Raw genomic sequence first — 16,097 nt, forward strand, 5'->3', positions numbered from 1 at the left:
TTTTTCTCTTAATAAGGTCTACTATACTGAAAGAAGTAATAGAGGGTAACGTAATGAATAAATCAATAATGTGTTTAATGTTTGCAGCAACAACTTTAATGCCGTTAAGTTATGCGCAGGCAGCAGAGGTTGAGGTTAAATGGACGAACCCTGATAAGTATTCTGATATTGACGCGGGTGAGGAGCATAGAAAGCATTTTAAAGAAAGAACGTTTAAATCTTTTGAAAAACATTTTGCGAAATTAGCCGAGTCATTACCTGAAGGGCAAAAGCTAGTATTAGATGTTACCAATATAGATTTAGCGGGTGATGTTAATCACGGTGGTATGAAGCGTATTCGCGTGGTAAAGGATATTTTCTTTCCGCGTATGGAGTTTAACTACCAGCTGCTTAATGCAGACAGTTCAGTAATTAAAAGTGAAGATGTCTCAATTAAAGATATGGGCTTTTTGATGCACAATGGTCTTAAATACCGTAGTCAATCACTAGGTTATGAAAAAGAAATGCTAGATGATTGGTTTAAAGAGACATTCACAGAGTAGTTTGTGAAGCTATATCAGTGAAGGTTAATAAAAACGCAGCTAGGCTGCGTTTTTTTATTGCTGATTTAAGCTTCTTTTTTTACTTATATTAAAACCTTATCACGGCATAGGTAGGAAAATTCATGTAATTTATACTAGTTTTATATAATTGAATTTTTAGATTTTGTTAACATTTATTCTGATAGTTTTTAACAAATTCATACAACCTTACTTGCTATTTTATTGTCTACTATATTGAAATAAAATGTTAGAGGAATTAGTAAATGATAAAAAAAATTGTAATAGGCGTATTCATCATTGTTTCTGCGATGGCTCAAGTGCCGTTTTCGCAGGCTGCTGAAGTTGAAATTAAATGGTCAAATATCGATAACTATACTGATATTGAAGCAGGTGAAGAAAATCGTAAGTATTTTAAAGAGTGGGTATCCAAATCGATAGGAAAGCATATTGATAAATTGGCTAATTCATTACCTAGCGATCAAAAACTTATTATTGAAGTGCTTAACGTCGATTTAGCAGGTACTGTTAAATTTAAGGATTCTAAACAAGTTCGAGTTATTAAAGAAGCGTTCCCGCCTGAATTAGAACTTCAATACAAATTGGTAAATAGTGAAAATTCAGTTATTAAAGAAGAAAAAATTCTACTTAGGAACTTAAAGTTTTTGCAAAGTGTTAGTACTAAATACCGTAGCCAATCATTAGGTTATGAAAAAGAAATGTTAGATGACTGGTTTAAAGAGACATTCACAGAGTAGTTTGTGAAGCTATATCAGTGAAGGTTAATAAAAACGCAGCTAGGCTGCGTTTTTTTATTGCTGATTTAAGCTTCTTTGCTTTGCTCAAATTTACTTAATACTGTGAACAGTTGCTCTATTTTTTTCACTAAATCAATAAGCGTTTGTTGATCTGATGTTTTTTGCCAAAAAACTAGATCATTTGCGACTTCTTCAACGTATGGCTGGAATGTATTTGCTGAACATTTAAAGCCTGCATCTTCAGTAAATATTGCTGAGAAACCTGCTTGCTTTGCTTCTCGCAGGGTAGTTAATGTGTCATCTGCGGCTAATGATTTCTTTAAAATAATCGAAATATTATCGACAAGTTGCTTGTGTACGGCTTCGCTCATAATTACTCATATCTATTTTAGGCTGTTCAATGGCGCTATTATGCCAAATTGATCGGCGTTTTGTTAGCTTCACCAGCAATTTCTCTAACAAGTTTTGGCATTAAGTAGCCAGGTAGAATTGCCATTAATTGTAAAATAATTTTTTTAGCGGCCTCTTCACAAATATCAAAGTGGGCAACGCCTTGAACTTTATCAAACAAATGCAAATAGTAAGGTTGAATACCGGCATCAAATAAGGCTTCGCTCAAGTTTGCTAATACTTCTACATTATCGTTAACGCCTTTTAGTAACACACTTTGATTAAATAGTGGTATTCGCGCCTCTATTAAGGGAGCAAGCGCTTCTATTACATCTTTATTAATTTCATTGGCATGATTAATATGAAAAACGATGGTCGGCTTTAATCGTGTTTGTGTTAACGCTTTAACTAAAGTCGGAGTAATACGCTGTGGAATAACAATAGGTAAACGGGTGTGAATGCGTAGACGTTTTACATGTGCTATTTGCTCAACTTCATTTATTAACCATTGTAAGTGCTCGTCACTGGCCATTAATGGATCACCGCCGCTAAAAATTACCTCGTTGATTTCGTTATGTGTTTTTATATAATCTAGAGCTTGCTGCCAGCGAATTTTATTTGGGCTGTTATCTGCGTATGGGAAGTGTCGACGAAAGCAATAGCGGCAATTAATCGCACAGCCACTTTTCACTACCATTAGCACTCGATGTTTATATTTATGTAGTAACCCCGGAGCAACCGTATCATGCTCTTCTAAGGGATCTGTTAAGTAACCATCGGTTGCAATAAATTCCGAATCTAGCGGCATTACCTGCTTTAAAATAGGATCATTAATATCGCCTTTTTTTATTCTTGAAAGTAGTGGGCGCGGCACTCTTACCGGAAATAATTTGCGCGCCGAGAAATGCTGTTGGTATTGTTGCGGTGAAATTTCCAGCAATTCCAATAAAGTTTTTGGATCTGTAATAACATTTGCTAATTCTTTTTGCCAAGAAGTGTGCAATTTATCGCTGATTTGAGTTATTATTTGCGGCATTTCTATATTCAATTTTTAACCTTTGCGTTTACTACGTGAACGAGCGAGCATAATAATTATGGCTAATTTTAGCACTAACCAGTTCAAAGCTGGACTTAAATTAATGATTGATGGTGAACCTTGTAACATTATCGACAATGAAATCGTAAAGCCAGGTAAAGGGCAAGCGTTTAATCGTATTAAAATTCGTAAGTTGATATCTGGTAAGGTATTAGAAAAAACATACAAATCAGGTGAAAGTGTTGAAGGCGCAGACGTTATGGACTCAGAGTTAGGCTATTTATACGCTGACGGTGAGTTTTGGCACTTTATGAATAACGAAACTTTTGAGCAAGTTGCGGCTGATGAAAAAGCGGTTGGTGACAATGTAAAATGGTTAGCTGAAGGTGACCTTTGTACGATTACTTTCTGGAATGGTAATCCTATTTCTGTAGCGCCACCTAACTTTGTTGAGCTTGAAATCACAGAAACAGATCCTGGATTAAAAGGCGATACAGCAGGCACAGGTGGCAAGCCAGCAACGCTTACCACTGGTGCAGTAATTCGTGTACCATTATTCGTACAAATTGGCGAAGTTGTTAAAGTTGACACTCGCTCTGGTGAATATGTTTCCCGTGCTGGTAAGTAAAGTTTAAATCGAAATGTTTTGGGTGATGACTGGCCCAACATGAAAAGAAAAAAGCCTGCAAATGCAGGCTTTTTGCTATTTAAAACAAACAAGAAATCATGATCACTTTAAATGCTCAGTAAAGTAATCTGTCATCATGGTTTTTAGGTGTAAGGTGGTTCCTTCACCTTCTCGAATACCATGACTTCTATTTGGATAAGACATAAAGTCAAACTGACGATTATGTTTTATTAACTCATTTATCAAACGTTCAGTACCTTGGTAGTGAACATTATCGTCACCGGTACCATGCACTAATAACAATTTACCTTGCAAATTCTTAGCATGAGTAATTGGAGAGCCTTGCTCATATCCGTCGGCATATTCAGTTAATAAGCCAGAATAACGCTCTTGATAAATGCTGTCGTATAACCGCTGATCAGCAACTGGTGCTAGTGAAATGCCAACTTTGTATAATTCGGGGTAGCGAAATAACATGTTAAGGGTCATTGATCCGCCACCTGAGTGTCCCCAAATGCCAACGCGATTTAAGTCTATGTATGACCAACGTTTTGCCATTGCTTGTAGGGCGTCAGCTTGATCACGTGAAGATAAAATTCCGACTGCGCCGTAAATTGATTTACGCCACTCTCTACCTTTTGGCGCTGGTGTGCCACGGTTATCGATTGAGGCAACAATAAAACCTTGCTCGGTTAGCATCTGATCCCAAAAATAGGCATTACCGCGCCATCGGTCTTGTGCAGTTTGTCCGGCAGGTTCACCATAAACATAAAATATAATTGGATACTTTTTGCTGGCATCAAAATTAGCAGGACGCATAATATAACCATCTAGCACTACGCCGTCTTGTGCTTTTACTTGGAAAAATTCGTGCTCAGGCCTAGCCATATTTGCCATTTGTTGCTTGAGCTTGTTATTAGCCATTAACGGATGTTTTTGTTGATGACCTTCAATCTTTACCAAGCTTTTTTGTGTTGGTGTTGAAAAGTCAGAATGAGAATGAATAGCCCACTGGCCATCTGGCGACATTTGATAACGGTTTGAGCCGGAAAATTCTTCAGGGGTTATGCGTTGGTTTGATAGGCTACCATCAAGTTTACTGCGATATAAGTAGCGTTGAGCAACGTTATCTGGTGAAGCGATAAAATAAACCCAGCCATTTTTTTCGTCAATAGCTTGAATGTCGGTAATATCAAATTCGCCTTGAGTTAAATTGATAACAGTATTGCCATCACGTGAAATCTTGTAAATATGGCGCCAACCAGAGCGTTCACTCTTCCAAATGAAATCGGAGCCATTTTTCAACCAGCGGGCGTCATCATAAAAATCAAGAAAGTTCTTTTCTTTCTCTATTTGAATTAAATCTACTGCACCAGTTTTAGCATCCGTTAAATAAAGTTTATTGGTATCTTGCTTACGATTAACGTGCTGGATCAATATTTGTGATGAATTTCCTGACCAATTCATCCGTGGAATATACATTTCACGAGAGTTATTGGGGAGTTTTGCCCAAGTTGTTTTTTTATTTTTTAAATCAACTATACCGACTTTAGCTAACGCATTTTGTTCGCCAACTTTTGGATAAGGAAACTTAGTTAAAATAGGGTAAAGTTCATCAGTATTGTTAATCATGATAAAGTCTTTACTGCCATTTGTATCTAATTGCCAATAGGCAATACTTTTTCCATCAGGACTCCAACGAAAACCATCACGAATAGAAAACTCTTCTTCGTATACCCAGTCAAATAAGCCATTAATAATGCCATTTCCAGCATCGGAAGTTAGTTGTGCAATATGGTTATTTGCTAAAGTTTCAACATAGATATTATTGTCATGCACATAAGCTACTTGGTTGCCGTCAGGTGAGAATTTAGCAAACATTAAGCTACTTGCTTTAACTGTATCACCACCTAATTGCTTAAGTTGATTTGAATTTAGGTTTAATACCCAATAGTCGCCACGGCTATTTGAGCGCCATACTTTTTTGCTATTGGTGTAAATAAGTACTTGTGAGCGATCGTTTGACCAAATGTAGTTATCTATTGATAGTGGTTTAGAGCTGCCTTCGGGGATTAATTGCTCTGCTGATATAAGTACTGTTTTTGCTAAGGTATTAGGGTTATAAAAAACAATATCACGGCCGATACTTTTGGCTTTGGCTTTATCATTATCATCGTTTTTTGTTTTTAGTGACTTTTCTACTGCGGTATAGCCACTACCATCGGCTAACCAGCGTATTCTACCAAGCCATTGTGATTTGAACTCACGATCTTGATAAATACGCTCAAGTGTTAATGGTTTATCAATTGCGTTTTGTGATGATGCCGAATCGTAATCTGTACTTTGGCAGGCAATTAACGACACTGAAATAGCGGTGAGCGCGCACCAGCGAGAGAGCTTAGCAGTAAACATAATAATTCCTTATTTAATATTATGTTTACTGTAAATTGTATACAAAAATAAAACAATCTAACTTATCGCTACTTTTGGTAATTTAGTCTCGAAACGGCTCAAGCTCGAGTCAGGGAATACACCTTCAGTAGGTTTTCAATTGGGTTCTGCTTGATTTCTGTTTAGCTACTGCAATAACAATGACTTTTTTATTGAAAACCTCGAACTTGCCCCCACGTTAAAGAGACAAAAATATTTTAGGATCAGCTATGCAATCGGCATTAAAAATATCAGCGTTAGAAAAAACCTATAAAGGCGGTTTTCAAGCACTTAAAGGTATCGATCTTACTGTCAAACAGGGGGACTTTTTTGCCTTGTTGGGACCTAATGGTGCGGGTAAATCTACCACCATAGGAGTGATCACTTCATTGGTGAATAAAACTGCCGGTCAGGTGAGTGTTTTTGGCTACGATATTGATAATGAGCTAGAAGCTGCGAAAAGTTATATTGGTTTAGTGCCGCAAGAGTTTAACTTTAATCAGTTTGAACCTTTAATGAAGATTCTAATTAACCAAGCTGGCTACTATGGTGTTGAGCGTTCTGTTGCCGTAGAACGTGCAGAAAAGTACTTAAGACAATTAGACTTGTGGGATAAAAAAGATAGTGCTGCTCGTATGCTATCTGGCGGTATGAAACGTCGTTTAATGATTGCACGAGCCTTAATGCATGAACCTAAAATGTTAATTCTTGATGAGCCTACTGCTGGTGTTGATATTGAGCTTCGTCGTTCAATGTGGGACTTTTTACGTGAACTTAACCAGCAGGGTATAACGATTATATTAACTACGCACTACTTGGAAGAAGCTGAAATGCTGTGTCGAAATATTGCCATTATCGACTCAGGCATTATTGTTGAAAATACCGATATGAAATCGCTATTAGCTAAGTTAGATATTGAAACCTTTGTTTTTGACCTAAAGCCAAACAGCAAACCGGCTCAACTTAAAGAATTTTGTTGTCGTGTAATCGATGATCATACTTTGGAGGTCGATGTAAAGAAATCGCAAACGATTAACCAAGTTTTTACGCAATTAAGCGAACAAGATATTGATGTTTTAAGTATGAGAAATAAAAGCAACCGACTAGAGGAACTATTTGTTAGTTTAGTTGGCAGTGGTCAAGAATCAGCTGACAATAAAGTGCAGGAGTAAAAAATGGTCACCTCAAGAAATGTTATTGCACTGAAAAGTATTCTTCATAAAGAAATTCATCGTTTTATGCGTATTTGGGTGCAAACGTTAGTGCCTCCAGCAATCACTATTAGCTTATATTTTGTTATTTTTGGCTCGTTAATTGGCTCGCGAATTGGTGAAATGGGCGGTTTTGATTACATGTCATTTATTGTGCCTGGTCTTATTATGATGAGTGTTATCACCAACTCATATTCCAATGTTGCATCGTCGTTTTTCAGTGCAAAATGGCAACGTAATGTTGAAGAAATGCTAGTGGCACCTGTACCTAATTGGGTTATTGTTGCCGGTTATGTTGGTGGCGGTATGGCTCGAGGTATTTTAGTTGGTAGTATTGTGACCATTGTTGCGATGTTTTTTGTTGATATACAAATTCATAATATCTGGGTAATTATTGCAACGGTAGCGCTTACCTCTGCGACCTTTGCTTTAGGTGGTTTAATTAATGCTATTTTTGCCGGAAGCTTTGATGATATTTCGATTATTCCAACTTTTATTTTAACGCCATTAACGTATTTAGGTGGCGTGTTTTACTCGATTAGTTTATTACCGGAGTTTTGGCAGGGTGTTTCACAAATTAATCCAATTGTTTACATGGTTAATGCTTTTCGCTATGGCTTTTTGGGGATCTCCGACGTAAGTTTAGTTATGTCATTCTCAGTACTTGGGGTTTTTATTGTGAGTTTATATAGCGTTGCCATGGTGTTAATTACTAAAGGTATAGGTTTAAGAAGCTAGTGCAGTTAGTTGCACTATATTATGGTGCGAGAATTTTTAAAAATGTTAAAGAAGTACAGGTAAAGGCACAATGAGTTCAACAGAAGTTACTGGTGATTCAAAAGTTATTGTAACCAACCAGCCAGGAATACATGAAAAGCTAACTGAGATTGTTGCTAAGCATATTGAGCACCCGTCTCAGAAACCGATACAGACACATACGCAACAAGCTTTTGATGAAATTAATCAGATTGTCCAGTCATTCTCTGGCGAAATCATTCTTGATTCATGCTGTGGCGTTGGTCAAAGTACGCGTTTGCTAGCAAAAAAAAATCCTAATGCCTTAATTATAGGTGTAGATAAGTCAGCGCATAGAATTAATCGTAATGTTGACGAAGTTAGTCGTGAAGGTGAGGATGGTGTTGTTGATAACTTCCACCTAGTACGTGCTGACTTAAACGATTTTTATCGGCTTGTGGTCGAGGCTAAGTGGCCAGTGAGTAAGCACTATATTTTATACCCAAACCCGTGGCCTAAGGCTAAACATATTCAAAGGCGTTGGCACGGTAGTGCGGTATTTCCACAAATTGTTGCCTTAGGCGATGAGATAATCTTACGTAGTAATTGGCAGTTATACTTACAAGAATTTCAAGTGGCGGCTGGCATCGCTGGTTTCTTTGGTGGTATTTCTGAAGTTAATGACGAGCAGCCATTAACGCCCTTTGAAGCTAAATATCAAGCTAGTGGCCAAACATGCTGGCAATTAACAATTGTTAAAAGTTAATACTTAGCTAGTGTTGCAAAATATTTAAATAATTGGCTAAATTTACATTTATTTGGCCAATTACCTCAATTCCGAATTATTGTTATTTCTGTTTTATTACTACTTTTCCTTATATATCAATTGATTAAAGTTTTGGCCTGAATGTTGATATTACTTTGGTATATCAAGTTGAAATTTAGGATGAATGACATGACTAACAATATTAAAAAAACTGTATTTATGATGGCATTAAGTAGTTTAGCAATTGTTGAATTAGCATTGGTTTACGTAGCAACATTACTAGCTTAATTATATTGAATTATTTTCAATATAATTGTTTTAAACACCAAATAGGGTGGAAAAAACGAGACTTTTAGTCAAAATTTTATTACAGTGCCGCACTTATGTAGAACAACTTGCTTATGGTGAGTAGTAAATAGTGAATAAGTATGACGGTTAGTAAACGCGCGGCACAAGCGACTGAAGAGTCTTTACATCGCATTTTTACCATTCCTGTGGCGCCCGATTCTACATTGGGTCGAATTGAGAATGAGATCTCGCAAAATTTAGCGGGCTTTTTAGGTGAGCATATTGCGGCCACCGAACAAGCTTTGACTGAAATAGAAAAAGATTTTGCAGGTTCGAAAATTCCTGAAAACCCAGCGTTTGTTTCTGATCATATGCATCACTTGCTTGATAAGTTAGTGTCACAATCGGTTCACACATCAAGTCCAAATTTCATTGGACACATGACGTCAGCATTACCTTATTTCATTTTACCCTTGTCAAAACTGATGATTGGGTTGAATCAAAATCTAGTAAAAATTGAAACCTCAAAAGCATTCACGCCAATGGAGCGTCAAGTGCTAGGGATGATGCATCGACTAGTTTATCAAGATGAAGAAAGCTTCTACCAGCAATGGATGCATAGCGCTAACCATTCCTTAGGTGCTTTTTGTTCTGGCGGTACTATTGCCAACCTAACGGCTCTTTGGGTAGCTCGTAATAACTTACTTAAGCCCGATGGTGATTTTCGTGGTGTTGCTCGAGAAGGGTTGTATAGCGCGCTTAAACATTACCAATATGATGGCTTAGCTATTTTAGTGTCATCACGTGGTCATTACTCATTAAAAAAATCTGCTGATGTTTTAGGTATTGGCCAAGAAAGTGTGATTGCTATTCCAACTGATGCAAACAATAAAATTGATTGTCAGCTGTTAAAAGCAAAGTGTGAACAGTTAGCACAAGATAATATTCGAGTGTTAAGTATTGTTGGGGTTGCCGGTACCACTGAAACGGGCAATATTGATCCGCTTGAGCAAATGGCGGAAATTGCTCAGCAGTACAATGCTCACTTTCATGTTGATGCAGCATGGGGAGGGGCAACGTTATTATCAAAAAAATACCGACCTATGTTAAAAGGCATTGAACTGGCTGACTCTGTTACTATTGATGCCCACAAGCAAATGTATGTGCCAATGGGCGCTGGCTTGGTAGTATTTAAAAACCCTGCTTCAGTAGCTGCAATTGAGCATCATGCCGAATATATTTTACGTAAAGGCTCAAAAGATTTAGGTAGCCATACCCTTGAAGGTTCGCGCCCAGGTATGGCAATGCTAGTGTATGCGGCACTACATGTTATTAGCCGTCCTGGCTATGAAATGTTAATTAATACTAGTATCGAAAAGGCACATTATTTTGCTGAGTTAATCAAGCAGCATGCTGATTTCGAGTTGGTTACTGAACCAGAATTGTGTTTATTAACTTATCGCTATAATCCAGCATGTGTTCAAAGGTTATTAGCGTCAGCAGATAATGAACAACAAGAGTGCATTAATGTTTTGCTTGATAAGCTAACTAAGTTTGTACAGAAGCGTCAACGTGAAAATGGCAAGTCATTTGTTTCACGTACACGAATTGAAGTACAGAAATACCAAGGACGTAAAACATTAGTTTTCAGAGTGGTATTGGCTAATCCGTTAACGTCAAAAACTATTTTACAAGATGTATTGGCTGAGCAAGCGCAATTGGCGCAGGAAAGTGAAACGTTTCTACCAAGCTTATTATCAATGGCAAATCAGAGTTAGTAGCGCTTTAATATTTAGAATAACCCATATGCTATAGCGAGTAATAAGCACAGCCAAATAAAAAAGCTAATAACAATGTTATTAGCTTTTTTGCTTTCATGACTTGTTTAAATTATTGCTCAATCGATTTACAGAAATACTTGTAAATTATCGATTAATCTTGCTTTGCCACAATGGGCGGCGGCAAGAATCACCAACTCTTTATCATCTTCACTTGCCGGTTGCAGTGTTCGTGCATGACAAATATGAATGTAGTCTGTTTTCATGCCTGCATTGTCAATAAAATTTGCAGCTTTTTTAGCAAGACCAATAAAGTCACTATTATCTGAAATTTGTTGTGCTAGCCATTGAATATTTTGGCTTAATGCTGGCGCAATCTTCTTTTCTTCTACTGTTAAATAGTTATTTCTTGAGCTAAGTGCTAAACCGCTTTCTTCTCGCACCGTAGCTACTGGAATGATTTCAATCGGCATCGACAAGTCTTCAACCATAGTTTGGATTACTTGTACTTGTTGGTAATCTTTTAAACCAAAGCAGGCGATGTCAGGCTGCACTAAATTAAAAAGTTTACAAACGACGGTTGATACGCCTCGAAAATGACCTGGGCGACTTTCGCCACAGTAACCGTCAGAAACATTAGGTACTTCGACATAGCTTTGTTTGTCTAAACCTTTTGGGTAAATAATGTCAGGTGTAGGCGTAAATAGTAAGTCGCAACCGGCATTTTGAAGTTTTTCTTGGTCGGCCGTCATAGTTCTTGGGTAATTATCGATATCTTCGTTAGCACCAAATTGCATTGGATTGACAAAGATACTGGCAACCACTTTATCAGCGACAGATATGGCTTTATCAACTAATGAAATATGTCCTTGATGAAGATTGCCCATTGTTGGCACAAAGGCAATTTTTAAGCCTTGCTGACGCCAAGTGCTAATGGTTTCTCGCAAGGCTTTAATGTCTGAAATTGTTTGCATTGTCATCTTAGCTTCTGCTTAGTATCGTCGGTGATTACTTAAAAATATGCTCAGGGCCAGGAAAGTTTCCATTACTCACTTCGGCAATATAGAGTTCAATGGCCTTTTGGATATCACCGGTATCAATTAAAAAGTTACGGGAGAATTTAGGCATATAACTGCATGAAATACCAAGTGCGTCGTGCATAACAAGTATTTGGCCGTCAGTGTCTTTACCTGCACCGATACCTATTGTCGGAATAGATACTGCGTCAGTAATTGCTTTGCCTAAACCGCTAGGAATACATTCTAATACTAATAACTGTGCGCCAGCAGCTTCCAATGCTTTAGCGTTTTCAATCATTTCTTGCGCTTTGTCGCTGTCTCGGCCTTGCACTTTAAAGCCACCAAAAACATTAACTGATTGTGGTGTTAAACCTAAATGAGCACAAACTGGAATACCTCGTTCAACTAAACCCTTGATAGTTGATTCAAGCCATTGACCGCCTTCTATTTTCACTATGCTGGCGCCTGCTTGCATAAGCTTTGCGGCATTAACATAAGCTTGCTCGGTTGTTGCATAGCTCATAAATGGCATATCAGCAATAATCAGTGTATTTTCAACACCACGTTTTACGCATTGTGTATGGTAAGCCATGTGTTCAATATCAACAGGTAGGGTATCATCTTGGCCTTGTAGTACCATGCCTAATGAATCACCAATTAAAATAGCATGAATACCTGCTTGATCGAAAATTTTAGCAAAACTGGCGTCATACGCAGTAATGGTGGTAATTTTTTCGCCCTGCTGTTTCATTTTCTTCAAAGTGGCAGTGGTTATTTTAGCCTTAGTTGTCGACATAATTTTTCCATTGTTCATGTTGCAACATGAATCATTTATATTTTTAGAGTGGTTATACTAACTTAATTGGCTGTGAATTTTTAGTCCATTTTTTTCAATCTGGTTGGCCAGTTCTAAGACGTTGTCACCATCAGGTAAATTCAAGTTTGGTGCTATTTCAGCCAACGGCAATAAAACGAATTCACGAAGCTTAAGGCCATAATGGGGCACTATTAAGCGCTCAGTGTTCATAACTAAGTTATCAAAAAGTAAAATATCTAAATCTAAAACTCTTGCGCCCCAGCGGTTATCCTTGCGCACGCGTCCAGCTTTAATTTCAATACTCTGTAATTGATTAAGCAATTCAATGGGCGTTAGTTCGGTGCAGAGGGCAACCACAGCATTCATATAATCAGGTTGATCTTGTGGCCCCATAGGTCTACTAAAATACAGTGATGAAACTGCCTCAACCGAGCAATTAGTTAATGATCTTAATTGCGTTAACGCAGCACTAATTTGGGCTTGAGGATCAGATAAATTACTACCTAACCCAATATAGGCGAGTGACATTAAGCTTCACTTCCTGATGACTGTGTTCTAGGCTTTCTACGTTTGCGAGTCCTTCTTGAACCGCTTCTGTTTTGGCCAATACTTTTAACCATAAATTGCTGAGTGTCGGCATTACTATGTTGAAAGTCACTCCACCATTTGGCTAACTCTTGTAGCGCTGTAGGTTGTTGATTGTCTTGATTGCTGGCACTTTCTATTTCAGCCCTCAGTAATAAGAAGTCATATCCGGCTCTAAATTTTGGATGTTCTAGTGCTTTAAATGCTCGTTTACCTTCACGACGCGATAGCTTGTCTTGCAATATCCAAATATCTTTCATCACTGCTTGAAAGCGTTTTGGAATTGCAATGCTACGTTGCTGCTCTGACATTACTTCACTTAATGCTGCGAAAAATGCGTCTTGTGGTGTTAGTTGTGTTTCACTATTTAAGCGCTGTATGTGCTCTTGCATTGGATACCATAACATGGCGGCAAATAAAAATGCTGGCGTAACACGTTGATCATTATTAACTCGATGATCAGTATTTTTCATCGCCAATTTGATAAAGTCAGCTAAGTAAGCGTGAGATTGATGGTTTAGTTGCTGCTCTACTGCCGGGAAAAAAAACTGAAATAAATTATAGTCACGTAATTGCTGGAAGTTTTCGCCTGCTTTGCCAGACATAAATAACTTTAAAAATTCTTCAAACATACGTGCTGGCGGAATATTGGCCATTAGTGGTGCAAGTGACTTAATTGGTGCTTTGGTGTCAGTATGAATATTCATATCTAACTTAGTTGCAAAGCGAATAGCTCTAAGCATTCTTACAGGATCTTCACGATAGCGCGTTTCAGGATCTCCAATAAGCCTAATTTGCTTGGCATAGACATCAGCAACGCCGTTTGCAAAATCATAGACTTTGAAATCTTTGGCTGAATAGTAAAGAGCATTAATGGTGAAATCTCGACGTTCAGCATCTTCTTCAATCGTGCCGTAGATATTATCGCGTAGCAACATACCATGTTCACTTTGTTTAGAAGTCTTTTGACAGTTTTTTTCTTCGCTGTTTTCATGGTGGCCACGAAAAGTTGCAACTTCTATAATTTCACGGCCAAAAACAATGTGTGCTAAGCGAAAACGGCGACCGATTAAACGACAGTTACGAAATAACGCCTTGATTTGTTCTGGAGTGGCATTGGTAGCAATATCAAAATCTTTTGGTGCTAAACCAAGCAAAATATCACGTACACCGCCGCCAACTAAGTATGCGTCATAACCACCTTTATTCAAGCGATACAATACCTTTAGCGCATTGTGACTAATGTGTTTTCTAGATACCGGGTGCTGATCACGAGAAAGTATATTTGGCTGTTCAAATGATGGCGGTTTAGACTGGCTTTTTCGTGTTTTTCCGAGTACTTTTTTACACAAGTTGATCACGCTTTTGATAACGGTGGACCCCAATTTCATCAATAAATTTCTCGCGCAATGATATAACAGCACAGGGTAAAAGAGAATGAAAACAGTGTGAAAAATCGACGTTTATTACTATTCAGACGGTTATAATACGATTTCTTGTGATTTTGGCACTTTTGCTAATGACCAGTGATGAATAGCCCATGCTAAAAGCTCATCAAGATTAGCATCTTTTAACTCATTTGGTGGTTTTTGACCCAAAAATGTCAGCGCAGCAATTAATGATGGAATTGGCGCGTTGTGGTCAATACTTGGCGCATTGTTTTGTTTACTTAATTTATAACCTTGCTCAGTAACAGCAAGCGGAAAGTGGCCAAATTTAGGCGCGCTATTACCTAATATTTGATAAAAACTTAATTGCCTTGCAGTGGGCTCTAATAAATCGCAGCCCCGAATAACGTGGCTTATCCCTTGGTAAATATCATCTACTACGACAGCCAGTTGATAGGCAAATAAATTATCTTTTCGGCGGACAATAAAGTCTTCCTGTGCCAGCTGTTGGTTACAGCTAACTTGCCCTTGAATTAAGTCATGATATTCGCTCGTGCCGACAGTGTTAATAACGCGAGTTGCGCAGTTATTCTCTGCTAATTGTAGTGACCGGCAATGGCCTTGGTAAATACCACCGGCAGCTTTTATTTGCGCCCGAGTACATGCACAATGATAACTCAATTTATGTTGAGCAAGTTCGGCTAAAACATCCTGATAAAGTTGAGTTTGTTTACTCTGAAATAAAACGCTGTCATCCCAATGTAAACCATAACTTTCTAAAGTTTTCAGGATTTCGCTACTTGCGCCTTTTTTTTCTCTAGGAGGGTCAATGTCTTCAATGCGAACTAGCCATTGGCCATTATTATGCTTAGCATCTAAATAACTCGCCAGTGCGGCAATTAAAGAACCGAAGTGTAAAGAGCCTGATGGGGAAGGAGCAAAGCGACCACGATAGCTCAAATGAGTTTGTGGTCGCAATAATTGGCTAACTACCATTTTTTATAGCAATTAACCTGCTAATTGGCGTTCTTTGATTTCTTGTAATGTTTTACATTCGATACAAAGGTCAGCAGTAGGGCGCGCCTCTAAGCGGCGAATGCCAATTTCGATACCACATGATTTACAAAAACCAAACTCGTCTTCTTCAATCAACTGTAGCGTTTTTTCAATTTTCTTAATTAGCTTACGCTCACGATCCCGAGTACGTAATTCGAGACTAAACTCTTCTTCTTGTGCTGCACGGTCAACAGGGTCTGGAAAGTTTGCCGCTTCATCTTGCATATGCGTTACGGTACGATCAACTTCTTCGCGAAGTTGTTCACGCCAAGCTTCTAGAATTCTTTTAAAGTGCTCTAGCTGCTCATCGTTCATGTATTCTTCGTTAGGCTTCTCAACGTATGGTTCAACACCCGCTAATGCTAAAATACCTAATGCTTTGTTTTTTGGCATGTTAATTCTCCTAATGCTACTAGACCTAAACAGATGAAAAATAGTTACTTCTTGTAACTTCATCGCTTGGTTGCAACTGCCAATTTAAATAGACCTAAAATATCTCACTTAATATTGTGTTGGTCGTTATGAAATTCAAGGCTTATTTTATAAAAAACGCTGATAAAGTTAAAAAACTTGTCAACTGGTTAACGTTTTCGTCATCACAATAAAATATAAGCAAGCTTTTTTAGCAAGTTTTTAGGTAGCTCGTCAATCATTATTGCAGTCAATTGTACAA

The 16,097-nt window shown here is 37.9% G+C and carries 16 protein-coding genes; 7 read left to right on the plus strand and 9 right to left on the minus strand.

The window, feature by feature from the left end; genetic code table 11:
• Positions 1-53 precede the first annotated feature (53 nt).
• Entirely contained in the window at positions 54-542 is a 489-nt protein-coding gene (locus AC27E9_RS14710) for a DUF3016 domain-containing protein (protein ID WP_487131441.1), read from the plus strand.
• A 263-nt stretch (positions 543-805) separates the two neighbouring features.
• On the plus strand, positions 806-1,297 hold the full coding sequence (locus AC27E9_RS14715; RefSeq protein WP_487131443.1) for a DUF3016 domain-containing protein: 492 nt from the start codon (positions 806-808) through the stop codon (positions 1,295-1,297).
• A gap of 65 nt (positions 1,298-1,362) precedes the next feature.
• Here the strand turns inward: AC27E9_RS14715 and AC27E9_RS14720 are convergent, their stop codons facing one another.
• Positions 1,363-1,668 (minus strand): hypothetical protein, encoded by a 306-nt coding sequence (locus AC27E9_RS14720; RefSeq protein WP_487131445.1) that lies wholly within the window; start codon positions 1,666-1,668, stop codon positions 1,363-1,365.
• Between the two features lie 38 nt (positions 1,669-1,706).
• Positions 1,707-2,723, minus strand: a complete 1,017-nt coding sequence (gene epmB / locus AC27E9_RS14725) for an EF-P beta-lysylation protein EpmB (protein ID WP_487131657.1) — start codon at positions 2,721-2,723, stop codon at positions 1,707-1,709.
• A gap of 58 nt (positions 2,724-2,781) precedes the next feature.
• On the opposite strand from epmB, the gene efp reads away from it, so the two are divergent.
• Entirely contained in the window at positions 2,782-3,351 is a 570-nt protein-coding gene (efp, locus tag AC27E9_RS14730) for an elongation factor P (protein ID WP_487131447.1), read from the plus strand.
• A gap of 102 nt (positions 3,352-3,453) precedes the next feature.
• Here the strand turns inward: efp and AC27E9_RS14735 are convergent, their stop codons facing one another.
• Entirely contained in the window at positions 3,454-5,763 is a 2,310-nt protein-coding gene (locus AC27E9_RS14735) for a S9 family peptidase (protein WP_487131449.1), read from the minus strand.
• Between the two features lie 248 nt (positions 5,764-6,011).
• On the opposite strand from AC27E9_RS14735, the gene AC27E9_RS14740 reads away from it, so the two are divergent.
• The 4 genes from AC27E9_RS14740 (at position 6,012) to panP (ending at position 10,559) form a co-directional block, all read left to right on the plus strand.
• The gene (locus tag AC27E9_RS14740) at positions 6,012-6,953 is read left to right on the plus strand and encodes an ABC transporter ATP-binding protein (protein WP_487131451.1); all 942 of its coding nucleotides are present in this window, start codon (positions 6,012-6,014) and stop codon (positions 6,951-6,953) included.
• Between the two features lie 3 nt (positions 6,954-6,956).
• Positions 6,957-7,730: an ABC transporter permease gene (locus AC27E9_RS14745; RefSeq protein WP_487131453.1), complete on the plus strand. Its 774-nt coding sequence runs from the start codon at positions 6,957-6,959 to the stop codon at positions 7,728-7,730.
• A gap of 70 nt (positions 7,731-7,800) precedes the next feature.
• Complete coding sequence (gene trmB / locus AC27E9_RS14750; protein ID WP_487131455.1) at positions 7,801-8,493, plus strand: tRNA (guanine(46)-N(7))-methyltransferase TrmB; 693 nt, start codon at positions 7,801-7,803, stop codon at positions 8,491-8,493.
• A gap of 428 nt (positions 8,494-8,921) precedes the next feature.
• Positions 8,922-10,559 (plus strand): pyridoxal-dependent aspartate 1-decarboxylase PanP, encoded by a 1,638-nt coding sequence (gene panP, locus AC27E9_RS14755; RefSeq protein WP_487131457.1) that lies wholly within the window; start codon positions 8,922-8,924, stop codon positions 10,557-10,559.
• 128 nt (positions 10,560-10,687) lie between these two features.
• Here panP and panC read toward each other — a convergent pair whose 3' ends face one another.
• The 6 genes from panC to dksA all read right to left on the minus strand — a co-directional run bounded on the left by panC (position 10,688) and on the right by dksA (position 15,817).
• Positions 10,688-11,533 (minus strand): pantoate--beta-alanine ligase, encoded by an 846-nt coding sequence (gene panC, locus AC27E9_RS14760; protein WP_487131659.1) that lies wholly within the window; start codon positions 11,531-11,533, stop codon positions 10,688-10,690.
• Between the two features lie 34 nt (positions 11,534-11,567).
• Entirely contained in the window at positions 11,568-12,374 is an 807-nt protein-coding gene (gene panB / locus AC27E9_RS14765) for a 3-methyl-2-oxobutanoate hydroxymethyltransferase (protein WP_487131459.1), read from the minus strand.
• 57 nt (positions 12,375-12,431) lie between these two features.
• Positions 12,432-12,923, minus strand: a complete 492-nt coding sequence (folK, locus tag AC27E9_RS14770) for a 2-amino-4-hydroxy-6-hydroxymethyldihydropteridine diphosphokinase (RefSeq protein WP_487131461.1) — start codon at positions 12,921-12,923, stop codon at positions 12,432-12,434.
• Positions 12,923-14,371 (minus strand): polynucleotide adenylyltransferase PcnB, encoded by a 1,449-nt coding sequence (gene pcnB / locus AC27E9_RS14775; RefSeq protein ID WP_487131463.1) that lies wholly within the window; start codon positions 14,369-14,371, stop codon positions 12,923-12,925. The genes folK and pcnB overlap by 1 nt, the downstream gene beginning before the upstream one ends.
• Before the next feature lie 90 nt (positions 14,372-14,461).
• Positions 14,462-15,364 carry a tRNA glutamyl-Q(34) synthetase GluQRS gene (gene gluQRS / locus AC27E9_RS14780; protein WP_487131465.1) on the minus strand — a complete coding sequence of 301 codons (903 nt, stop codon included), beginning with the start codon at positions 15,362-15,364 and terminating at the stop codon, positions 14,462-14,464.
• A gap of 12 nt (positions 15,365-15,376) precedes the next feature.
• Positions 15,377-15,817 (minus strand): RNA polymerase-binding protein DksA, encoded by a 441-nt coding sequence (gene dksA, locus AC27E9_RS14785; protein WP_487131467.1) that lies wholly within the window; start codon positions 15,815-15,817, stop codon positions 15,377-15,379.
• Between the last annotated feature and the right edge of the window lie 280 nt (positions 15,818-16,097).

This window comes from Colwellia meonggei (genome assembly GCF_057537295.1).

Bases quoted from the DNA above. Each gene is read 5' to 3' on its own strand.
- AC27E9_RS14710 (WP_487131441.1), top strand. From the start codon at position 54: ATGAATAAATCAATAATGTGTTTAATGTTTGCAGCAACAACTTTAATG.
- AC27E9_RS14715 (WP_487131443.1), top strand. From the start codon at position 806: ATGATAAAAAAAATTGTAATAGGCGTATTCATCATTGTTTCTGCGATG.
- AC27E9_RS14720 (WP_487131445.1), bottom strand. From the start codon at position 1,668: ATGAGCGAAGCCGTACACAAGCAACTTGTCGATAATATTTCGATTATT.
- epmB (WP_487131657.1), bottom strand. From the start codon at position 2,723: ATGCCGCAAATAATAACTCAAATCAGCGATAAATTGCACACTTCTTGG.
- efp (WP_487131447.1), top strand. From the start codon at position 2,782: ATGGCTAATTTTAGCACTAACCAGTTCAAAGCTGGACTTAAATTAATG.
- AC27E9_RS14735 (WP_487131449.1), bottom strand. From the start codon at position 5,763: ATGTTTACTGCTAAGCTCTCTCGCTGGTGCGCGCTCACCGCTATTTCA.
- AC27E9_RS14740 (WP_487131451.1), top strand. From the start codon at position 6,012: ATGCAATCGGCATTAAAAATATCAGCGTTAGAAAAAACCTATAAAGGC.
- AC27E9_RS14745 (WP_487131453.1), top strand. From the start codon at position 6,957: ATGGTCACCTCAAGAAATGTTATTGCACTGAAAAGTATTCTTCATAAA.
- trmB (WP_487131455.1), top strand. From the start codon at position 7,801: ATGAGTTCAACAGAAGTTACTGGTGATTCAAAAGTTATTGTAACCAAC.
- panP (WP_487131457.1), top strand. From the start codon at position 8,922: ATGACGGTTAGTAAACGCGCGGCACAAGCGACTGAAGAGTCTTTACAT.
- panC (WP_487131659.1), bottom strand. From the start codon at position 11,533: ATGCAAACAATTTCAGACATTAAAGCCTTGCGAGAAACCATTAGCACT.
- panB (WP_487131459.1), bottom strand. From the start codon at position 12,374: ATGTCGACAACTAAGGCTAAAATAACCACTGCCACTTTGAAGAAAATG.
- folK (WP_487131461.1), bottom strand. From the start codon at position 12,923: ATGTCACTCGCCTATATTGGGTTAGGTAGTAATTTATCTGATCCTCAA.
- pcnB (WP_487131463.1), bottom strand. From the start codon at position 14,371: ATGAAATTGGGGTCCACCGTTATCAAAAGCGTGATCAACTTGTGTAAA.
- gluQRS (WP_487131465.1), bottom strand. From the start codon at position 15,364: ATGGTAGTTAGCCAATTATTGCGACCACAAACTCATTTGAGCTATCGT.
- dksA (WP_487131467.1), bottom strand. From the start codon at position 15,817: ATGCCAAAAAACAAAGCATTAGGTATTTTAGCATTAGCGGGTGTTGAA.